This is a genomic window from Gibbsiella quercinecans, from assembly GCF_002291425.1.
Taxonomy (GTDB): domain Bacteria; phylum Pseudomonadota; class Gammaproteobacteria; order Enterobacterales; family Enterobacteriaceae; genus Gibbsiella; species Gibbsiella quercinecans.
In genome coordinates this window covers 416,609-432,478 of the sequence record NZ_CP014136.1, presented here as the reverse complement: position 1 = coordinate 432,478, position 15,870 = coordinate 416,609, and the positions used below count along the sequence as shown (strand labels likewise).

At 54.4% G+C, this 15,870-nt stretch carries 16 protein-coding genes; 13 read left to right on the top strand and 3 right to left on the bottom strand.

What is annotated here, in order from left to right:
* Positions 1-215 precede the first annotated feature (215 nt).
* The gene (locus ACN28Q_RS02100) at positions 216-1,235 is read right to left on the bottom strand and encodes a zinc-dependent alcohol dehydrogenase family protein (protein ID WP_230469511.1); all 1,020 of its coding nucleotides are present in this window, start codon (positions 1,233-1,235) and stop codon (positions 216-218) included.
* 140 nt (positions 1,236-1,375) lie between these two features.
* On the opposite strand from ACN28Q_RS02100, the gene ACN28Q_RS02095 reads away from it, so the two are divergent.
* The 6 genes from ACN28Q_RS02095 (at position 1,376) to ACN28Q_RS02070 (ending at position 6,731) form a co-directional block, all read left to right on the top strand.
* Complete coding sequence (locus tag ACN28Q_RS02095; RefSeq protein ID WP_095844813.1) at positions 1,376-2,278, top strand: LysR family transcriptional regulator; 903 nt, start codon at positions 1,376-1,378, stop codon at positions 2,276-2,278.
* Between the two features lie 288 nt (positions 2,279-2,566).
* Positions 2,567-3,715 (top strand): ABC transporter ATP-binding protein, encoded by a 1,149-nt coding sequence (locus ACN28Q_RS02090; RefSeq protein ID WP_095844812.1) that lies wholly within the window; start codon positions 2,567-2,569, stop codon positions 3,713-3,715.
* Between the two features lie 6 nt (positions 3,716-3,721).
* On the top strand, positions 3,722-4,732 hold the full coding sequence (locus tag ACN28Q_RS02085; RefSeq protein ID WP_095844811.1) for an NAD(P)H-quinone oxidoreductase: 1,011 nt from the start codon (positions 3,722-3,724) through the stop codon (positions 4,730-4,732).
* On the top strand, positions 4,729-5,343 hold the full coding sequence (locus ACN28Q_RS02080) for a glutathione S-transferase (protein ID WP_095844810.1): 615 nt from the start codon (positions 4,729-4,731) through the stop codon (positions 5,341-5,343). Before ACN28Q_RS02085 ends, ACN28Q_RS02080 begins: the two co-directional genes overlap by 4 nt.
* A 12-nt stretch (positions 5,344-5,355) precedes the next feature.
* Positions 5,356-5,805 carry a type II 3-dehydroquinate dehydratase gene (locus ACN28Q_RS02075; protein ID WP_095844809.1) on the top strand — a complete coding sequence of 150 codons (450 nt, stop codon included), beginning with the start codon at positions 5,356-5,358 and terminating at the stop codon, positions 5,803-5,805.
* A complete protein-coding gene (locus ACN28Q_RS02070; RefSeq protein ID WP_095844808.1) occupies positions 5,802-6,731 on the top strand; it encodes a 2-hydroxyacid dehydrogenase in 930 nt (309 codons plus the stop codon). The genes ACN28Q_RS02075 and ACN28Q_RS02070 overlap by 4 nt, the downstream gene beginning before the upstream one ends.
* A 38-nt stretch (positions 6,732-6,769) precedes the next feature.
* Here the strand turns inward: ACN28Q_RS02070 and ACN28Q_RS02065 are convergent, their stop codons facing one another.
* Entirely contained in the window at positions 6,770-7,732 is a 963-nt protein-coding gene (locus ACN28Q_RS02065; protein ID WP_095844807.1) for a LysR family transcriptional regulator, read from the bottom strand.
* A gap of 364 nt (positions 7,733-8,096) precedes the next feature.
* Between ACN28Q_RS02065 and ACN28Q_RS02060 the strand changes: the two genes are divergently transcribed.
* From ACN28Q_RS02060 to ACN28Q_RS02045, 4 genes are all read left to right on the top strand, one after another.
* Positions 8,097-9,128 (top strand): ABC transporter substrate-binding protein, encoded by a 1,032-nt coding sequence (locus ACN28Q_RS02060; RefSeq protein WP_095844806.1) that lies wholly within the window; start codon positions 8,097-8,099, stop codon positions 9,126-9,128.
* A 74-nt stretch (positions 9,129-9,202) separates the two neighbouring features.
* Positions 9,203-10,057 (top strand): ABC transporter permease, encoded by an 855-nt coding sequence (locus ACN28Q_RS02055; protein ID WP_095844805.1) that lies wholly within the window; start codon positions 9,203-9,205, stop codon positions 10,055-10,057.
* A gap of 1 nt (position 10,058) precedes the next feature.
* Entirely contained in the window at positions 10,059-10,877 is an 819-nt protein-coding gene (locus ACN28Q_RS02050) for an ABC transporter permease (RefSeq protein ID WP_095844804.1), read from the top strand.
* 124 nt (positions 10,878-11,001) lie between these two features.
* Positions 11,002-12,252 (top strand): flavin-containing monooxygenase, encoded by a 1,251-nt coding sequence (locus ACN28Q_RS02045; protein WP_095844803.1) that lies wholly within the window; start codon positions 11,002-11,004, stop codon positions 12,250-12,252.
* A 194-nt stretch (positions 12,253-12,446) separates the two neighbouring features.
* Here ACN28Q_RS02045 and ACN28Q_RS02040 read toward each other — a convergent pair whose 3' ends face one another.
* Positions 12,447-13,163, bottom strand: coding sequence for a GntR family transcriptional regulator (locus ACN28Q_RS02040; RefSeq protein WP_095844802.1), 717 nt, complete (start codon positions 13,161-13,163; stop codon positions 12,447-12,449).
* Between the two features lie 119 nt (positions 13,164-13,282).
* Between ACN28Q_RS02040 and ACN28Q_RS02035 the strand changes: the two genes are divergently transcribed.
* From ACN28Q_RS02035 to ACN28Q_RS02025, 3 genes are all read left to right on the top strand, one after another.
* On the top strand, positions 13,283-14,071 hold the full coding sequence (locus ACN28Q_RS02035; RefSeq protein ID WP_095844801.1) for an ABC transporter ATP-binding protein: 789 nt from the start codon (positions 13,283-13,285) through the stop codon (positions 14,069-14,071).
* 16 nt (positions 14,072-14,087) lie between these two features.
* Positions 14,088-14,942, top strand: a complete 855-nt coding sequence (locus tag ACN28Q_RS02030; RefSeq protein WP_230469509.1) for an ABC transporter substrate-binding protein — start codon at positions 14,088-14,090, stop codon at positions 14,940-14,942.
* 140 nt (positions 14,943-15,082) lie between these two features.
* Positions 15,083-15,832, top strand: coding sequence for an ABC transporter permease (locus ACN28Q_RS02025; RefSeq protein WP_183096703.1), 750 nt, complete (start codon positions 15,083-15,085; stop codon positions 15,830-15,832).
* Positions 15,833-15,870: the final 38 nt, after the last annotated feature.

Here is a 15,870-nt window from a genome sequence, read left to right as displayed (position 1 = left end):
GATGTTTCGCCGTTCTCAATAGGACATTATTCTTGAAAGCTGGTTTGCGCTATGAAAGGCTCGCTGGGACATTAAACCGAGGGGGAAACATACTTTATCCATCCCCAATAACCCGCCCCTGTGCAATCTGTCTGTTTCCAGCCAAGCCGTTCCAGTTCCAACGAAATATAAGCCTTATGCGGTATAGCAAGCAAGCCAACTAAAATGTCTTCATTCTACCGGGCGACATCAAGCACGATCTTGCCGAATGGCCTTTGACCCAAATGGTCGAACGCGGCGGGAAGGTCCTCTAATGAATAGCGGGAATCGACAACCGGCGTAATGCCTGTGTGATCGATAGCGAAAATGAATCGTTCCAGAGCCTTTCGGCTGCCGGTGCCAATCCCATGGATTGTGATGTCTTTTAGCATCAAGGGCATTGCTGGTGCGATGATGTCCCAACCGTCGAGTGCGCCGATCTGGCAGACATGGCCGCCCACCGCTGTAACCTGAACAGATTCTCCCAGATGCTTACCGCCTATAACCTCTAAAACGATGTCCGTACCTCGGTCGGATGTGAGTTGGTAAACAGCTTCCACCCAGTCGCTATTCGCGTTGATAAAGTGGTCTGCGCCGAGCGCTTTTGCTCGTTCCTCGTATTCCGGTTGGCTGCAAACAATGACCCGGGCGCCGTTTGCCTTGGCGATCTGCACGCCAAAAAGGGCGACTCCGCCGGTGCTGGGGATCAGGACCGTATCCCCGGCACGGACTCCTGCTCGGTCGACAAGCGCAAACCAGGCGGTGAGACCTGCAATTGGTATTGTGCAAGCCTGCCAGGGCTCGAGCGTCTTCGGCGCCGAGACAAACCAGTCTTCCGGCATAGCAACATATTCGGCGAGCACACCCGGATAAAAGCCACCCAAAGTCTGATAGGCTGGCGTTCTGGCGGTACCAGCACGCAGACCGTCGATCCAGTCTGGCGTTGCGGTGGAGATGACTTTCATACCTACTTCGAAGCGGGATGCGCCTTCGCCGAGAGCGATCACCTCTCCAGCAAGTTCGGAGCCGGGTGTGAACGGAAATGTGAGAGGAAGTCCCCGGCCGGTTTCCACTACCATTTTGTCACGGTAGTTCAGTGCGACTGCGTTCACTTTGACCAGCATCTCTCCCGGGCCCACTCGCGGGATCGGGACATCGTTCAATTTAAGATACTGTCTGCCTATTGCATTGATTTCCCAGCGTTTCATCGTGCCCATTTTTACGCTCCAGCCGTAACGGCGGGTAGGCTTCCAGCACCATACTGGACACTTCGCCGTCTTTTCACACAGTATGCAGCATACTATTATGCTTTAATATGGTACTTATCTGGCATGAAGTATTGTGTCTGGAGATCATAATGAACGGGACGGAATTTACACAGTTAAGGGCTTTTGTCATTGTTTGTGATGAGCGGGCATTTGGACGCGCTGCCAGACGGTTGGCAGTATCGCCATCGGCACTGAGCCGCACTGTCCGTTCTTTAGAGAGCCGTCTTGGCATTCGCCTCCTCAATCGTACAACCCGCAGTGTCGGGCTGACAGAGGCCGGAACTGTTCTTTACGATCGTATCAAGCCAATGATGACGGATATGGACGAAGCTGTGCAGGCGGTCGGGGCCTACCAGGAAACGCCGAAAGGTGTGGTTCGCATTAACTTGCCAAGCATCGCCGCGCGGATCGCGGTCATGCCGAGATTACAGCAGTTCCGTCTTGCTTATCCGGAAGTCCGCCTGGATCTCGTTATAGACAATGACATTACAGATGTTGTTGCCCAAGGCTTCGATGCCGGGGTTCGGATTGGTGGGCAAATCAGTCGCGATATGATTGCGGTACGTATTACAAACGATCTGCGAATGGCGGTTGTCGGGGCTCCCTCTTATTTCACCGACCGGCAACGGCCCCAAGTGCCGGCAGATCTGAAAGACCACCTCTGCCTTAGCTACAAATGGAAAAGTACGGGGGCCTTATATCAATGGCGGTTCGAAGATAGCGACGGCGTGATCGATATTGATGTCGACAATATTCTTACCGTAAATGACACGGACCTGCTGTTGTTGGCCGCCTGCAAAGGGATCGGATTAGCTTACCTTATCGAGGATCTGGTGGCGCCACACCTGGAAAAGAAAGAACTCATCCGTGTTCTGGAACCATGGTGTAAAGTTTTTCCGGGGTTTTACCTCTACTATTCAGAGCGTACACACATGCCTGCTTCTGTGCGCGCGTTCATCGACTTCATGAAAGTTGAGGAGCCGCGTACATGACACAACAACCACAGGGGGAAATACGTTTAGGCACAGTGCGTTAGCCTGGCCGATTTTGGCTCTGACCCGACAAGCTCATCAGCATCGGGTATTCGGATACCTGGCGCCATGCTGCGCCGTCTGGCTGTTATTGATGTGTCAGTAACGGTTAATTTGGCGTGATGAAATTACGCCACGCGTCTGCTTTATGTTTTCAAAACGCTAGCTTCAGGAAGCACTAACCGCATGACGCACACATAAGCCTTATGCTGGATAGCAAGCATTGATAGCCTGTTTTCTGGAGATCCCATGGTAAGTGCAGACGTCACCACATTCCCACAGTCCACTCGGCCTCATCTCGCCTCCCACAAGACCCCTGTCGCCGTACGACTCGATGGCGTGTTGAAACGCTTTGGCGATGCCATCGCACTGCATAAGATTTCCTTGATCATTAACGAAGGGGAATTTATTACCCTGCTGGGCCCCTCTGGCTGTGGCAAAACCACACTGCTGAACCTGATGGCCGGTTTCACCGAAACCGACGGCGGCGAAATCTTTATTGATGGCGATCTGGTTACCGAAATCCCGCCGTATCAACGTGAGATTGGCATTGTGTTTCAGAACTATGCGTTGTTTCCGCACATGACGGTGGAAAAGAACGTGGGTTATGGGCTGCGAATGCGCGGTGTCTCGAAGGCGGAAATTGCCGGGCGCGTTGAACAAGCGTTGGCACTGGTGAAGTTGGCCGGTTATGGCCACCGTAAGCCACGCGAGTTGTCCGGCGGGCAGCAGCAGCGTGTTGCGCTCGCGCGTGCGCTAGTGATTCGTCCGAAAGTGCTGCTATTGGATGAGCCGTTTTCCGCGTTGGATAAAAACCTGCGCTTATCGATGCAGGTTGAGCTGAAAGCCATCCAGCGCAAACTCGGCGTGACCACGGTGTTTGTTACCCACGATCAGGGTGAAGCCTTGAGCATGAGCGATCGTGTGGTGGTGATGTCGGCGGGCCATGTGCGTCAAATTGGTACGCCGGATGAGATCTACCGTCGTCCACAGGATCCGTTCGTTGCGAGCTTTGTCGGTGACGTCAACATTTTACCCGGCCGCTATGCCGGGCGGGATCACGCTGTGGTGGTGGAGTCGGGCGGCAACGCGCTGCGTATACCTGCTGAGCGTGTACAGGCCGCCGTCGGCGATCGACTTGATATCTATGTGCGCCCGGAAAATATTCAACTCGGCCCACTTGGCGCGCATTCATTCCTCAGCGCCACGGTGATTACCCATGTGTTTCAGGGCGACCATGTTGATGTGCATCTGGATGTACCGGCACTCGGCAACACCACGCTATTTGCACGTCAATCCGGGCTGGACTCACTTACACGCTGGCCGGTGGGCAGCGTAGTCGGTGTGACCTTTGCTGATGAAGGCGTGTGCGCCTTTAGCGCCGAGAAACAGGGATAAGCGCCAATGATGCCTGAAATGATGAATGCGGTGATTGCACGTGAACCTGGCGGCGCAGACGTCTTACAGCAATTGCAACGGCCGGTGCCGCGGCCGGCCGCCGGTGAAGTATTGATCCGCGTGGCGAGCGCCGGTGTTAATCGGCCTGACATTATGCAGCGTAACGGAATGCCGTTACCGCCGGGTATTACGGATATCTTAGGGCTTGAAGTTTCCGGTACGGTGCTGGCGCTGGGCGAGGGGGTTGATAACCTGGTGGTCGGCACGCACGTGATGGCGCTGCTGAACGGCGGCGGCTATGCCCAGTTTGCGGTAGCGCATGCCGATTTGTGCCTGCCGGTACCCGCAAACCTGCCGTTGGATCACGCTGCGGGTATACCGGAAGCGGCCTTCACCGTCTGGCATACTCTATTCGAGCTGGGGCGATTGAGGCCGGGTGAAACCGTGCTGATTCACGGCGCCGCCAGTGGCGTGGGCACTTTTGCCATACAGTGTGCGAGGGCCTGTGGCGCCCGCGTGATCGCCACGGCCGGCGGTGCGGATAAAATCGCGGCGCTGCTGCGGCTGGGCGTGTGGCAGGCGATTGATCGCCATAGCCACGATTTCGTTGCCGTGATCCTGGATGAAACTCAGGGCCGCGGCGTTGATGTGGTGCTGGATAACGTCGGCGGTGAGTATGTCGCGCGTAACCTCAGTGTACTTGCGCCGGGCGGCCGTCATGTCAGCCTGGCGTTTATGCAAGGCGCAAAGATCGAGCTCGATCTGCAACAGGTCATGCGCAAAGGGCTTAGCCTCACGTCTTCCACGTTACGCCCGAAAAGTGCGGCGGAAAAAGCGCGCCTGGCGCAGTGCGTTCGCGCTCATCTGCTGCCGTTATTGGCCGAAGGAAAAATCACCCCGGCCATCCATCAGACGTTGCCATTAGCGCATGCTGCACAAGCCCACCGCATCCTTGAAGTCAATGCCAATATTGGCAAGGTGTTACTGCGGGTTGATCTCTCTGGAGAGCCAGCATGATGCAACTCTATTACGCGTCCACATCGGCTTATGTACGCAAAGTGATGGTGACGGCACATTGTTTGGGCCTGGCCGACAGCATCGAACTGTTGGCGTCGGCGGCGCATCCCATTGAACGCGACGAGCGTATCGCCACGTTTAATCCGTTAGCCAAAGTCCCCGCGCTGCGTACCGAAGAGGGGCTTTGCCTGTATGACAGCCGGGTGATTTGTGAATACCTGAATGCGCGGGCGCAGGGTTCTTTACTGCCGCAGCACGGCGACGCGCGTTGGGTAACGCTCACGCGCCTGGCGCTGGGTGACGGCCTGCTGGATGCGGCGTTGCTGGCACGCTACGAATTCAGTGTACGCCCGGCAGATAAACAGTGGAAAGGCTGGCGCGATGCACAGTTGAAGAAGGTTGCCGCCGCGCTGGCGGAAATCGAACGTCAGGCGAGCGGTTTTAGCCCGTTACCTGATGACGTTGGGCTGATCGCCATCGGCTGCGGCCTGGGTTATCTCGATTTCCGCTTTGCCGATCTTAACTGGCGCGCGACACATCCGCTGAGCGCCGCCTGGTTCGCCACTTTTGACGCGCATCCGGCAATGGCTGCCACGCGCCCGCACGTTTAATCAGGAGTTTGAATGTCGCCGCAGATTTTTTTTCTTAATGGGCCGAACGCCAATCTGTATGGCATGGATAAAAACGGCGCCTACGGCAGCGAGAGTTTTGCCAGTATTAGTGAACGCTGTCAGCGCCGTGCCGCGGCGCAGGGTATCACGCTGCAGTTTCGTCAGAGCAATCACGAAGGCGTATTGGTCGACTGGATCCAGGAAGCGCGTCAGCACGCGGCTGGATTAATTATCAATGCTGCGGGTTTGAGCTATAGCTCCGTGCCCATTCTCGACGCGCTCCTGATGTTTGACGGCCCAATTATCGAAGCGCATATGAGCAATATCTGGCAGCGTGAGCCGTTCCGTCATCATTCAATGGTATCTAAAGCGGCAACCGGCGTGATTGCCGGCCTCGGCGTGCTGGGTTACGAGTTAGCCATTGATGCAGCGGTCAATTTAGTCAAGGCGGGCGCTGCATGAGTATCCTGGTGTTTTACAGCGAATTCGACAGCTTTGAAGGGTGGTCAGCGCTGCTTGCGCCGCATCTGCCGGGGATAACCCTTTGCCGCGCCGATGAGGTGCAGGATGCCGATTCCGTTCATTACGCGCTGGCGTGGAAACCGCCGCACGGCTTTTTCACGCCATATCGCAACCTTAAGTTACTGGTGAATCTGGGTGCCGGCGTCGATTCTCTGGTAGGGCGTGACGATCTGCCGGATATCCCGATCATCCGCCTGTCAGATCCGGATATGGCACGGATGATGGCGGGCTATGTGTTGTTTGCTGTGCTGCGTTACGCACGTGATATTCCGGCGTTTGAGCGCGCACAGCGTGAGCATCGTTGGCATTATCTGCATCCTCGCTTGCCGGCCAGTATACGTGTGGGCGTGCTGGGGTTGGGGGAGTTAGGATCTTATGCGGCTCTGGAACTGGTGAGACAAGGATTCGACGTGCGTGGCTGGTCACGCTCGCAGAAAACGCTTGAGGGCATTGTCTGCAGCAGCGGCATCGCGTCGCTGGATGATTTTCTCTCCACCACTGACATATTGGTGGTGATGCTGCCATTGACGCCAGAAACGCAAGGGTTGCTGAACGCAGAACGGCTGGCACGTTTGCCCAGCGGTTCTTCGTTTATCAATGTGTCGCGCGGTGCCATCGTCGATCAGGCTGCGCTGACGCAGGCGTTGTGCAATGGACAGATTGCCGGGGCCACGCTGGACGTGTTTGATCGCGAACCGTTGCCTTCTGATGATCCGCTATGGGCGATGGAGAATGTGCTGATTACGCCGCATCTGGCATCCGTGGCGATCCCTGCCAGCGCCGCACGGCAGGTAGCAGACAATATTCTGCGCATCACACGCGGTGAGCCGGTGCTGAATCAGGTATTTCCAGCACGCGGCTACTGAGTCGTCGCCCATCACCGGCGTGCTGGGCGATGGCGCGGTTATGCGACTTTCACCACTTGCGGATCGAAATAACTCGGTGCTGCCATGCCGGGTATGTACTGATCCGAGATAAACATGCGGCAGCGTTCGGCGAAGGCATTGACCACCATTGAGTGCTGCACATGGGCGATAGTTGCATAGCCGAGATGCATCGGCTTATTAACGCCCGCCAGTCGCACACGAATCACACGCTTGCCATCTTGCGACAGGTTAGCTTTTGGCCGCACGTTGGTGATACCAAAGCCGACACCGTTGGCCACCATCGCTCGCACGACTTCCAGATTTCTCGATCGCATGACGATATTTGGCACCACACCGGCTTCACTAAACAGCCCGATGAAGTATTCACGACTCCACGGTATGTCCAGCAACACCATCAGCTCGGTGGCTAAATCCTGAATGGTCACTGCCGATTGCGTAGCAAAAGGGTGATGCTCGCCGACCATCACATACGGCGGCAACTGGGCCAACGACTGAAACGTAATGTCGTTGGCCGGCACCAGATCGTAGGTCAGGGCGATATCGATATCGGCGGAACGCAGCTGTTTCAGTAATTGCTCATGATTGCCCTCAACCAACGTGATACGCACCCCCGGGAAAGCGCGGCCAAAACCGAATACCAACTCTGGGATTAGCATCGGCGCCAGCGTATCCAGACAGCCGACCCGTAATGGGCCGCGCACGTTGTTGAGTGATTCTGACGCAATGGTGTAGAGGTTTGACATCTGTTCCAGGATCAGCTTCGCCTCTTTTAATACCTGATGCCCGATAGCCGTGAGCGATACGCCTTGCGCATGATGGCGCACGAATAACTGTACGCCGAGCTCGGATTCAATGTGTGTGATAGCGGCAGAAATTGACGGAGATGAAACATGGATACGTTCCGATGCACCGATAATGCTGCCAGCCTCCCCGGATGCGACAAAATATTCCAGCTGACGCTGGGTTATGCGACTGAGCATGCAGGTTCTCCTGAGATCGCCGACGAGATAATGTCTCGTCAGTCATTCTAATAGTGCTGGTCACCATGCATTTATCATGCCTGGATTTCAATGGCAGCATAATTACCTACTTTATGCCTGTAACCCATTCGCTTCTGCCTTACCCATGCTTAAGGAAATCTGTTGCAAAGCAGCGCTTTTTTTAGCGTCAGAAATTCTGATGCAAGAGCAAGGGAAATGCTGTTTTACCGAATCTCTGCGTGGCGGCAGAATCGGTTTCACACCAGGGAGCCACCTTTGCACTGTTTTAGCGCGCCGCGCCGTGGGGCATCAGTGGTGGTTCAGAGCATCCATAACGGCCATTTCATTCATTGGGGACGAGAATATGTTGCGTAAGATGTATGCCTTGACGTTGTTGACGACGACTGTGTTCAGTGCCGGGAACGCGATGGCTGCAGATAAGCTGATCGTCAGCACCTGGGGCGGCAGTTTTAAGGATCTCATTGAGCAAACCATCGCAAAAGAATTCACCAAAGAAACCGGCGTGGACGTGCAGTTTGTCACCGGCGGCACTATCGATCGCTTGAGTAAAGCCAGGCTGGCGGGGGGAACACCGGAAACCGATGTCACCTTTACTACCGCACATGTCGGCTACCTGTATACCAACAGCGGTCTGTTTGAAAAGCTTGATATGACTAAAATCCCCAATTCGGTCAATCTGGTGAAGCAGGCTAAGGTCAGCCCGTATCACTTAGGCGTGTGGGGGTATGTCTACACCATCGGCTATCGTCCCGACCTGGTACCCGAAGGCGAAACCTTCGCTAGCTGGAACGACCTGTGGAAACCTGAGCTGAAAAGCACATTGGCACTGCCGGACTGGGATCCGAGCCATATTATTGCGGTATCCGCAAAACTCTCTGGCACTGATGCTGCGCATTGGGAACAAGGTCAGGCGAAGTTGAAAGCGCTGATGCCTAATATTAAATCCTTCTATATCGACGATGCCAATAGCCAACAGCTGATCTCCACCGGCGAAACCCCGGTGCAGGTGATGTTATCAATGAATGCCTACAGCATGATTAAGGAAGGCGTCGATATTAAGCTCGCCATCCCGAAAGAGGGCGCAATTCTTGGTGTGGATACCATCGGCATCAATAAAGGCACTAAACACGTCGATCTTGCCTACACGTTCCTGAATATCGCGCTGAGGCCGGATATTCAGGAACAGGTGGCGACGATTTACCGCGGTAGTCCGACGGTAACCAACGCGCATATTGATCCAGAACTGGCGAAACTGCCGGGCATGCTGACCACCGCCGCTCAATGGGATGCCACCATCAACACCGACCCGGAACTGCGTGCCGAGAAAACCGCGGAATGGCGGCAGTGGTTCTCTGAAAACATCATGTCGCATTGAGTTCAACGGGCGGCGCTCGCTGCTGCCCGTCACTTAACGGTTGGCCGCAACACTTTATTCAGGCAGTCACGTCTATGACGAAAAATCCGACATTTTTACCCTGGTTCATCATTCCCGCCATGCTGACTGCGCTCGGGCTGATTGTCGCTATGTTCACCGTCATGCAGTTTAGCGTGCGGGCGTATATTCCCGGCGCGCTAGACGTGGGTGGATTTACCTTGGCCAATTTTAACAGCTTGTTTAAGACGGTGTATGCCAATGCGTTTATCAACACGGTGATGCTCAGTGCTAAAACTGCCGTGTTTGGCCTGCTGATGAGCTATCCGCTGGCCTATGCACTGGTGCGCACGCGCACGGCGTGGATCAAATCTGTCATCCTGATCGTGGCGATTACGCCGCTGTTTCTTGGTGAAGTAGTACGTACCTATTCCTGGATTATTGTGCTGGGTAACAGCGGGTTTCTGAATAGCCTATTGCTGAGTATTGGGCTAATCGATAAACCGATTCAATTTATGTTTACCCAGAGCGGCGTTGTTGTGGCGCTGGTGCATGTAACGATGCCGATCATGGTATTGATGCTGGCTACCGCGCTTTCACATATCAACCCGGACTACGAAAAAGCCGCGATGAGTCTGGGGGCGGGGCCCGTTCGCACTTTGCTGACGGTGACGATTCCATTATCCATTCCCGGTATTGTCTCCAGTTTGACCACTGCCTTTGCCTGGACATTCAGTGCGTTCGCCACGCCACAGCTGATTGGCGGCGGTCGTGTGAGCACAGTGGCAACCCTGGTTTACCAACTTGGCTTTTCGTCGATGAACTTTCCGTTTGCAGCGGCGCTGAGTATTGCCGGATTAGTGCTGACAATTTTGCTACTGGCGTCTTTAAAACGAATGACCCGTTTCCTGAACGAGATGGGAGGGCATTAAGGTGACGCGATCAAATAATGATAAATGGGTCACACTGCTCGGCCGGATGCTGGTGATCGCTATTCTGGTCTTTGTCATGCTGCCGACTATCGTGGTCTTTATCTCTGCATTCAGCAGTACATCGGTGCTGTTCTTCCCGCCGAAAGGCTGGTCACTGCGTTGGTTTGAGCGTGCCGTCAGTTATGACGATTTTCGCCAGGGTTTTTATTCCGGGCTGATTGTTACCGCATGGGCTTCGACGCTGGCGGTGATCATTGGGACAACGCTGGCCATTGCCATTGAGCGTTACACGTTCTCTTGTAAACAGGTGCTGGAAGGGGTGCTGTTATCGCCGTTGTTCATTCCCCATTTCACTATCGGCCTTGGCTTGTTGATGCTGGTTTCGCAACTGGGCCTTAGCCGTGGCTATGGGCTGGTGATTTTCTGCCATATCGTGTTGGTGCTGCCGTTTGTATTGCGTAGCGTATACGTTTCACTGAAAAACCTGGAACAACGCATTGAGCTGGCGGCCGCAAGTCTCGGCGCATCGCCGCTGCGCGTGGTGTGGACCATCACCATACCGCTGATTCTACCTGGGCTGTTTGGTGGCTGGATGTTTGCAGCCATTCTTTCTTTCAATGAATTCACGGCTTCGCTATTTATTACCACGCAGGCGACGCAGACCTTGCCGGTTGCCATGTACAACTATGTGCGTGAATTTGCCGATCCGACTCTGGCGGCACTTTCGGTAATTTATATTACCGTGACAGCGGTGATATTAATTGTTGCCAACAAGTTTTTAGGATTAGGGAAGGTATTGAATGTTGAAGCAGGGCACTGATTGATTCCACCAGTGCCTTATTTTTCCTGAACACTGTATTTAAATATCCTGATTATCATTAATACGACACCCGATGATGATCAGCAATGAAAAGATTGGGGTCGATTATATTTAGGGATTCCATATGCTAGTAGAAAAAATCAATACCGTGATTGTCGGTGCGGGTCAGGCCGGTATTGCGATGAGTGAGCATCTTTCACTTATGGGCGTACCGCATACCGTATTAGAGCGCAGCCGCATTGCTGAACGCTGGCGTTCTGAACGCTGGGATTCGCTGGTTGCCAATGGCCCCGCCTGGCATGATCGCTTCCCATCGCTGAAATTCGATGATCTTTCCCAGGAAGCTTTCCCGCCTAAAGCGCGCATGGCGCAATATTTCGAAGATTACGTCAAAATGCTCAACGCGCCGGTACGTACCGGTGTCGACGTCTACCGGGTCACGCGCCTGTCGGGGCGCAGCGGTTTTAACGTCATCACCTCGGCGGGGGAGTTTGAAGCGGCCAATGTGGTAGCGGCTACCGGGCCATTCCAGAAACCGTCATTTCCGAAGATTGTGCCGGAGAGTGCGGCACTGCACCAGATCCATTCTTCCGCATATAAAAATCCACGGCAGCTGCCGGCTGGCGGCGTATTGGTGGTCGGTGCCGGCGCGTCCGGGACGCAAATTGCCGAAGAGCTGAGACATTCCGGCCGCGACGTGTATTTGTCGGTGGGTGAGCATTATCGTCCGCCACGTTCGTATCGCGATCGCGACTATTGCTGGTGGCTTGGCGCGCTCGGGTTATGGGATGAAGTGAAAATTAAACCCAAGAAGGAGCATGTGGCGTTTGCGGTGAGTGGTTATGAAGGTGGCAGAACCGTTGACTTTCGCCGTCTTGCGTACCTGGGTATTACCCTGGTGGGCATCACCAAGAATTGGGAAAACGGCATGTTGAGCTTTGCCGAGGGGCTGGCGGAGAATATTGCGGAGGGTGATAAAGCTTATTTTGACGTATTACGCGATGCCGATGCCTATATTGAACGTAATGGCCTCGATTTGCCGCCAGAACCGCAAGCCTGGCACTTGCTGCCGGATCCAGAATGCCTGATCAATCCGCTATCACAGTTGGATATTGCCGCTGCCGGCATCACCAATATTATTTGGGCCACGGGGTTTAAATTTGATTTCAGCTGGTTGCAGGTGGATGCATTCGATGAGAACGGCTTGCCTTTTCATAAACGTGGTATTTCCGCGGAACGTGGCATTTACTTTGTAGGCCTGCCGAATTTGGTCAACCGCGCTTCTTCATTTATCTATGGCGTATGGCATGATGCAAAGTATATTGCCGACCATATCGCGTTGCAGAATGCGTACACCGATTACGTTAAATCATAATTTTTTGTGTTGCCGTGCATAGGCCAACGATACACCGGGATCAGCGCCTAAACGCTATGTTGATGCCAAACCAGCACCAACGGCGGCTCTTTAGTTTTGGTGGATAACTCGTGGTCTGGTTGCTGTATCGCCATCCAGGCCGCGCGGGCATTTATGGCATCATTCTGGTTAGCGATAACGAACACCTTCTTTTTTCACCCGTTACTCCAGGTGAATTCATAGCGTTCCGGGATGATGTAAAACACAGTGTGTTCAGCACAATGGTTGTCTGCGAACCATGAGATTCGCTCCATCTGAAACAGTGGCGCCCCCTTGTTGATCTGCAGAATACCGGCAAGCGCTTTGTCGGCATAAGTGAGCCGGATGGCGATTTCCGATCGCAGGATCGGCTGCCGGGCACTTTTCTCCAGCAGCGACCAGGTTGTCTCCTGTTCGGTTTGTTGCCAGGTTAATTCCTGCGTAAAGACTGAAAAATGGCTGTAGCCTACGGCAATGGGTTCATCATCCACCAGATGAAGCCGTGCGACAAAGGTCAGGGCCGCATTCTCGCCTAACAGCTCGCGTAGTGCATTGGGCGTTGCCACCGTTTTGCGCTGCAGCAGCCGCATTGTGGCATTTAGGCCCTGCTGTTTCAGCGATTCGTGAAAGCTGCGCATGATGTGAATACCGTGCGCCACTTTTTTTCCTGAAACATAGGTGCCTTTCCCTTGCTTCCTCTCCACCAGACCGTTTTCAGTCAGGGACTTTAATGCAAGACGCACGGTCACCCGGCTGACGCCAAACCGTTGTTCCAACGCGGATTCCGACGGCAGCTTGCCGCTCGGCTGATAGAGCCCCGCCGCAATCTCTTGCTGTAGCGTATCGGCTATTTGCCGATATAACGAGGTCAGATTTTCACGCACTAGTGTCATGCACTCTCCAGATAGGTTGTATTCCGTTCGGATCTAATTTAGTGAGAAGCGATCTTAGATCAGCTTGTATTAATACGTATTATTACTTCATCCACTTATTCTTTCACAGAGCGGCCCAGATGAATATACGCAGTACACCCACGCTGAAGGTAGACCAGATAACGTTTTGCTATCCCGGCGGCGCAACGGTGTTCCGTGATTTTAGCTTCCACGCCCGGGACGGCGAGTTTGTGGTGTTACTGGGCCCCTCCGGCTGCGGCAAAAGCACACTGCTGAATCTGCTTGCGGGTTTTACTCAACCCGAACAGGGCAGCATACGGGTGCGCGGGGAAAAAACGTACCCAGAGAATGCTGCTCTGGGATATGTCTTTCAACAACCTCAACTGTTTGGCTGGCTTAGCGCACTGGAAAATGTGCGCTTCGGCCTGCGTATGCGCAACCAGGGTGATAAGAAAGCGCAACGCGCGCTTGCTCGGCAGTACCTGGCGCGCGTGGGCCTCGACCATGCGGCAGACTCTCTGCCACATCAAATGTCTGGTGGTATGCAGCAGCGCGTTTCGCTAGCGCGAGCGCTGGCACTGGAGCCCAGCGTGCTGTTAATGGACGAACCGTTTGCCGCGCTTGATGCCATTACGCGTGGTGACATGAACGAAGAGACGCTGCGCCTATGGTCTGCCCTTGGTCAGACGACGGTATTTATCACGCACGATATTGATGAGGCCGTGTTCCTTGCCGATCGCGTCATCGTGCTTAACCGGGCGCCGGGCGGTATTCACAGTGAACTCACTATCGATTTGCCACGCCCGCGGAGCAATCTTGAAACACGCCAATTACCCGCTTTCACCGCTTATCGCAATGAACTCCTCAAGCGCATCAGTGACGTGATGCAACAGTCGCCAACACACTAAAAACAGAGACATTATTATGAGCAAATCACTTTTCACCGTGTTGATACCAGGGCTTCTTATCTCCTCATCTGTCTTTGCGGCAGATACCGCACCGCTGCGCATTGGCTGGGTTTACGCCCTGGCAAACGCGCCTGCGCTGATCGCAGAGAAAGAGGGCTTTTATAAACAGGAAGGGTTGAACGTTGAGCTGAAATCTTTTGGCGACGGGCCGGTGATTAGCCAGGCACTGGCGGCGCACGAGTTGGATGCCGCGTACATTGGCGCACCCCCCGTATTTCAGTGGTATTCACGCGGCCTGAAGGGGCAGATCATCGCCAAAGTAAACAGTGGCCAGGCGGCGCTGATGGTACCGACTGGCAGCAGTATCACGCAGTTGTCCGGCCTGAAAGGGAAACGAATTGCCGGCGTGAAAAAAGGCAGCGGTATGGATGTGTTACTGCGTGGTTTGGTGCTGGAGCAGCAGGCAAAATTGACAGCGGATAAAGATGTACAGGTTGTGAGTATGCCCGCTGGTAATATGCCCGCCGCCCTGCGCCAGGGCGTGGTGGATGCCGCCTTCACCTGGGAGCCCTTCATCAGCGAGGCGGTACTGCGTGGCGATGCCAGAGTATTGTTTGACGTTAATCAGGCGCAGCCAAACTATCCCTGGTATGTGCTGATGGCACAGCCGGAAACGCTGAAAGATCGTCCTGATGACGTGGTTAAACTGCTGCGCGCCCACAAAAAAGCGGTCGACTTCATCAATCAGCATCCTGCGGCAGCCGACAAAATCATCGCCGATGCCTTCAGGTTACAGGCAATCAAAACAGCACAGGGAAAAACGCTTTCACCTGAAGAGCTGGTCAAAAATGCGCGTCAGCGTATCGGCTGATCGGTCACCTTAACCGATAAGGATAAAGCCTTTATTCAGCGGTTGATGGTTGATTCACAGGCGCTGGGTTACATGCAGCAAGCGCCTGATGTGAATGAGGTAGTCGATACGCAATGGCTGCAAAAGGCAGGGTTGCAGCCGTGAAGGGGGTTAAACCTAACTGGGGTTGGGCATCGCTTCCGTTTCTGTTGCTGGTCTGGATAGCCGTGGCCAGCCGTTATCCCGCTTACGTATTGCCACAACCCTGGGATGTCTGGAACGAAGCGGTGCGCTGGTTCAGCGACGGCTCGATCTGGGCTCAACTGTGGGCCAGCCTGTTGGAGGAATTTGCAGGCTTTACCCTGGCGGTACTGATGGCACTGATTCTGGGCACCAGCGCCGGCTTGTCCGATCGTTTTCGTGATTTCATCACGCCGCTCAACAGCCTGTTTATGGCTATTCCCCCCATTGCCTGGGCACCGTTGATGCTGCTGATTTTTGGTTTGGGCCTCACCTCAATCGTGGTGGTGATCTTTATCGCGGCGTTGTTTCCCATGTGTATCACTATCCAGGAAGGCATCCGCGGAATTCGCGGTGGTGAAGTCCGTGCCGCACGCACGCTGGGAGCGAGCGCCAGTCAATTGTTACTGCACGTTTATCTGCCCAGTTCGCTGCCATTCATCACCGCGGCGATGCGTATTGGCTTTAGCCAAGCCTGGCGCGCACTGGTGGCGGCCGAAATGCTTGGCGCTTCGCAGGGGATTGGCTGGATGGTCGCCATGGGCGGCCAGACAGGCAACAGCAGCCAGGTTTTGCTGGGGATTTGCCTGATCGGGCTGATCGCCTGGCTAATGGAAAATCTTGTTTTTCGCCGCGTTGAACAGCGCTATCAGCGCTGGCGTGCCCGTTAATATTCAAAGAGGTATACCGTGAGTCAGTTTGATATCCG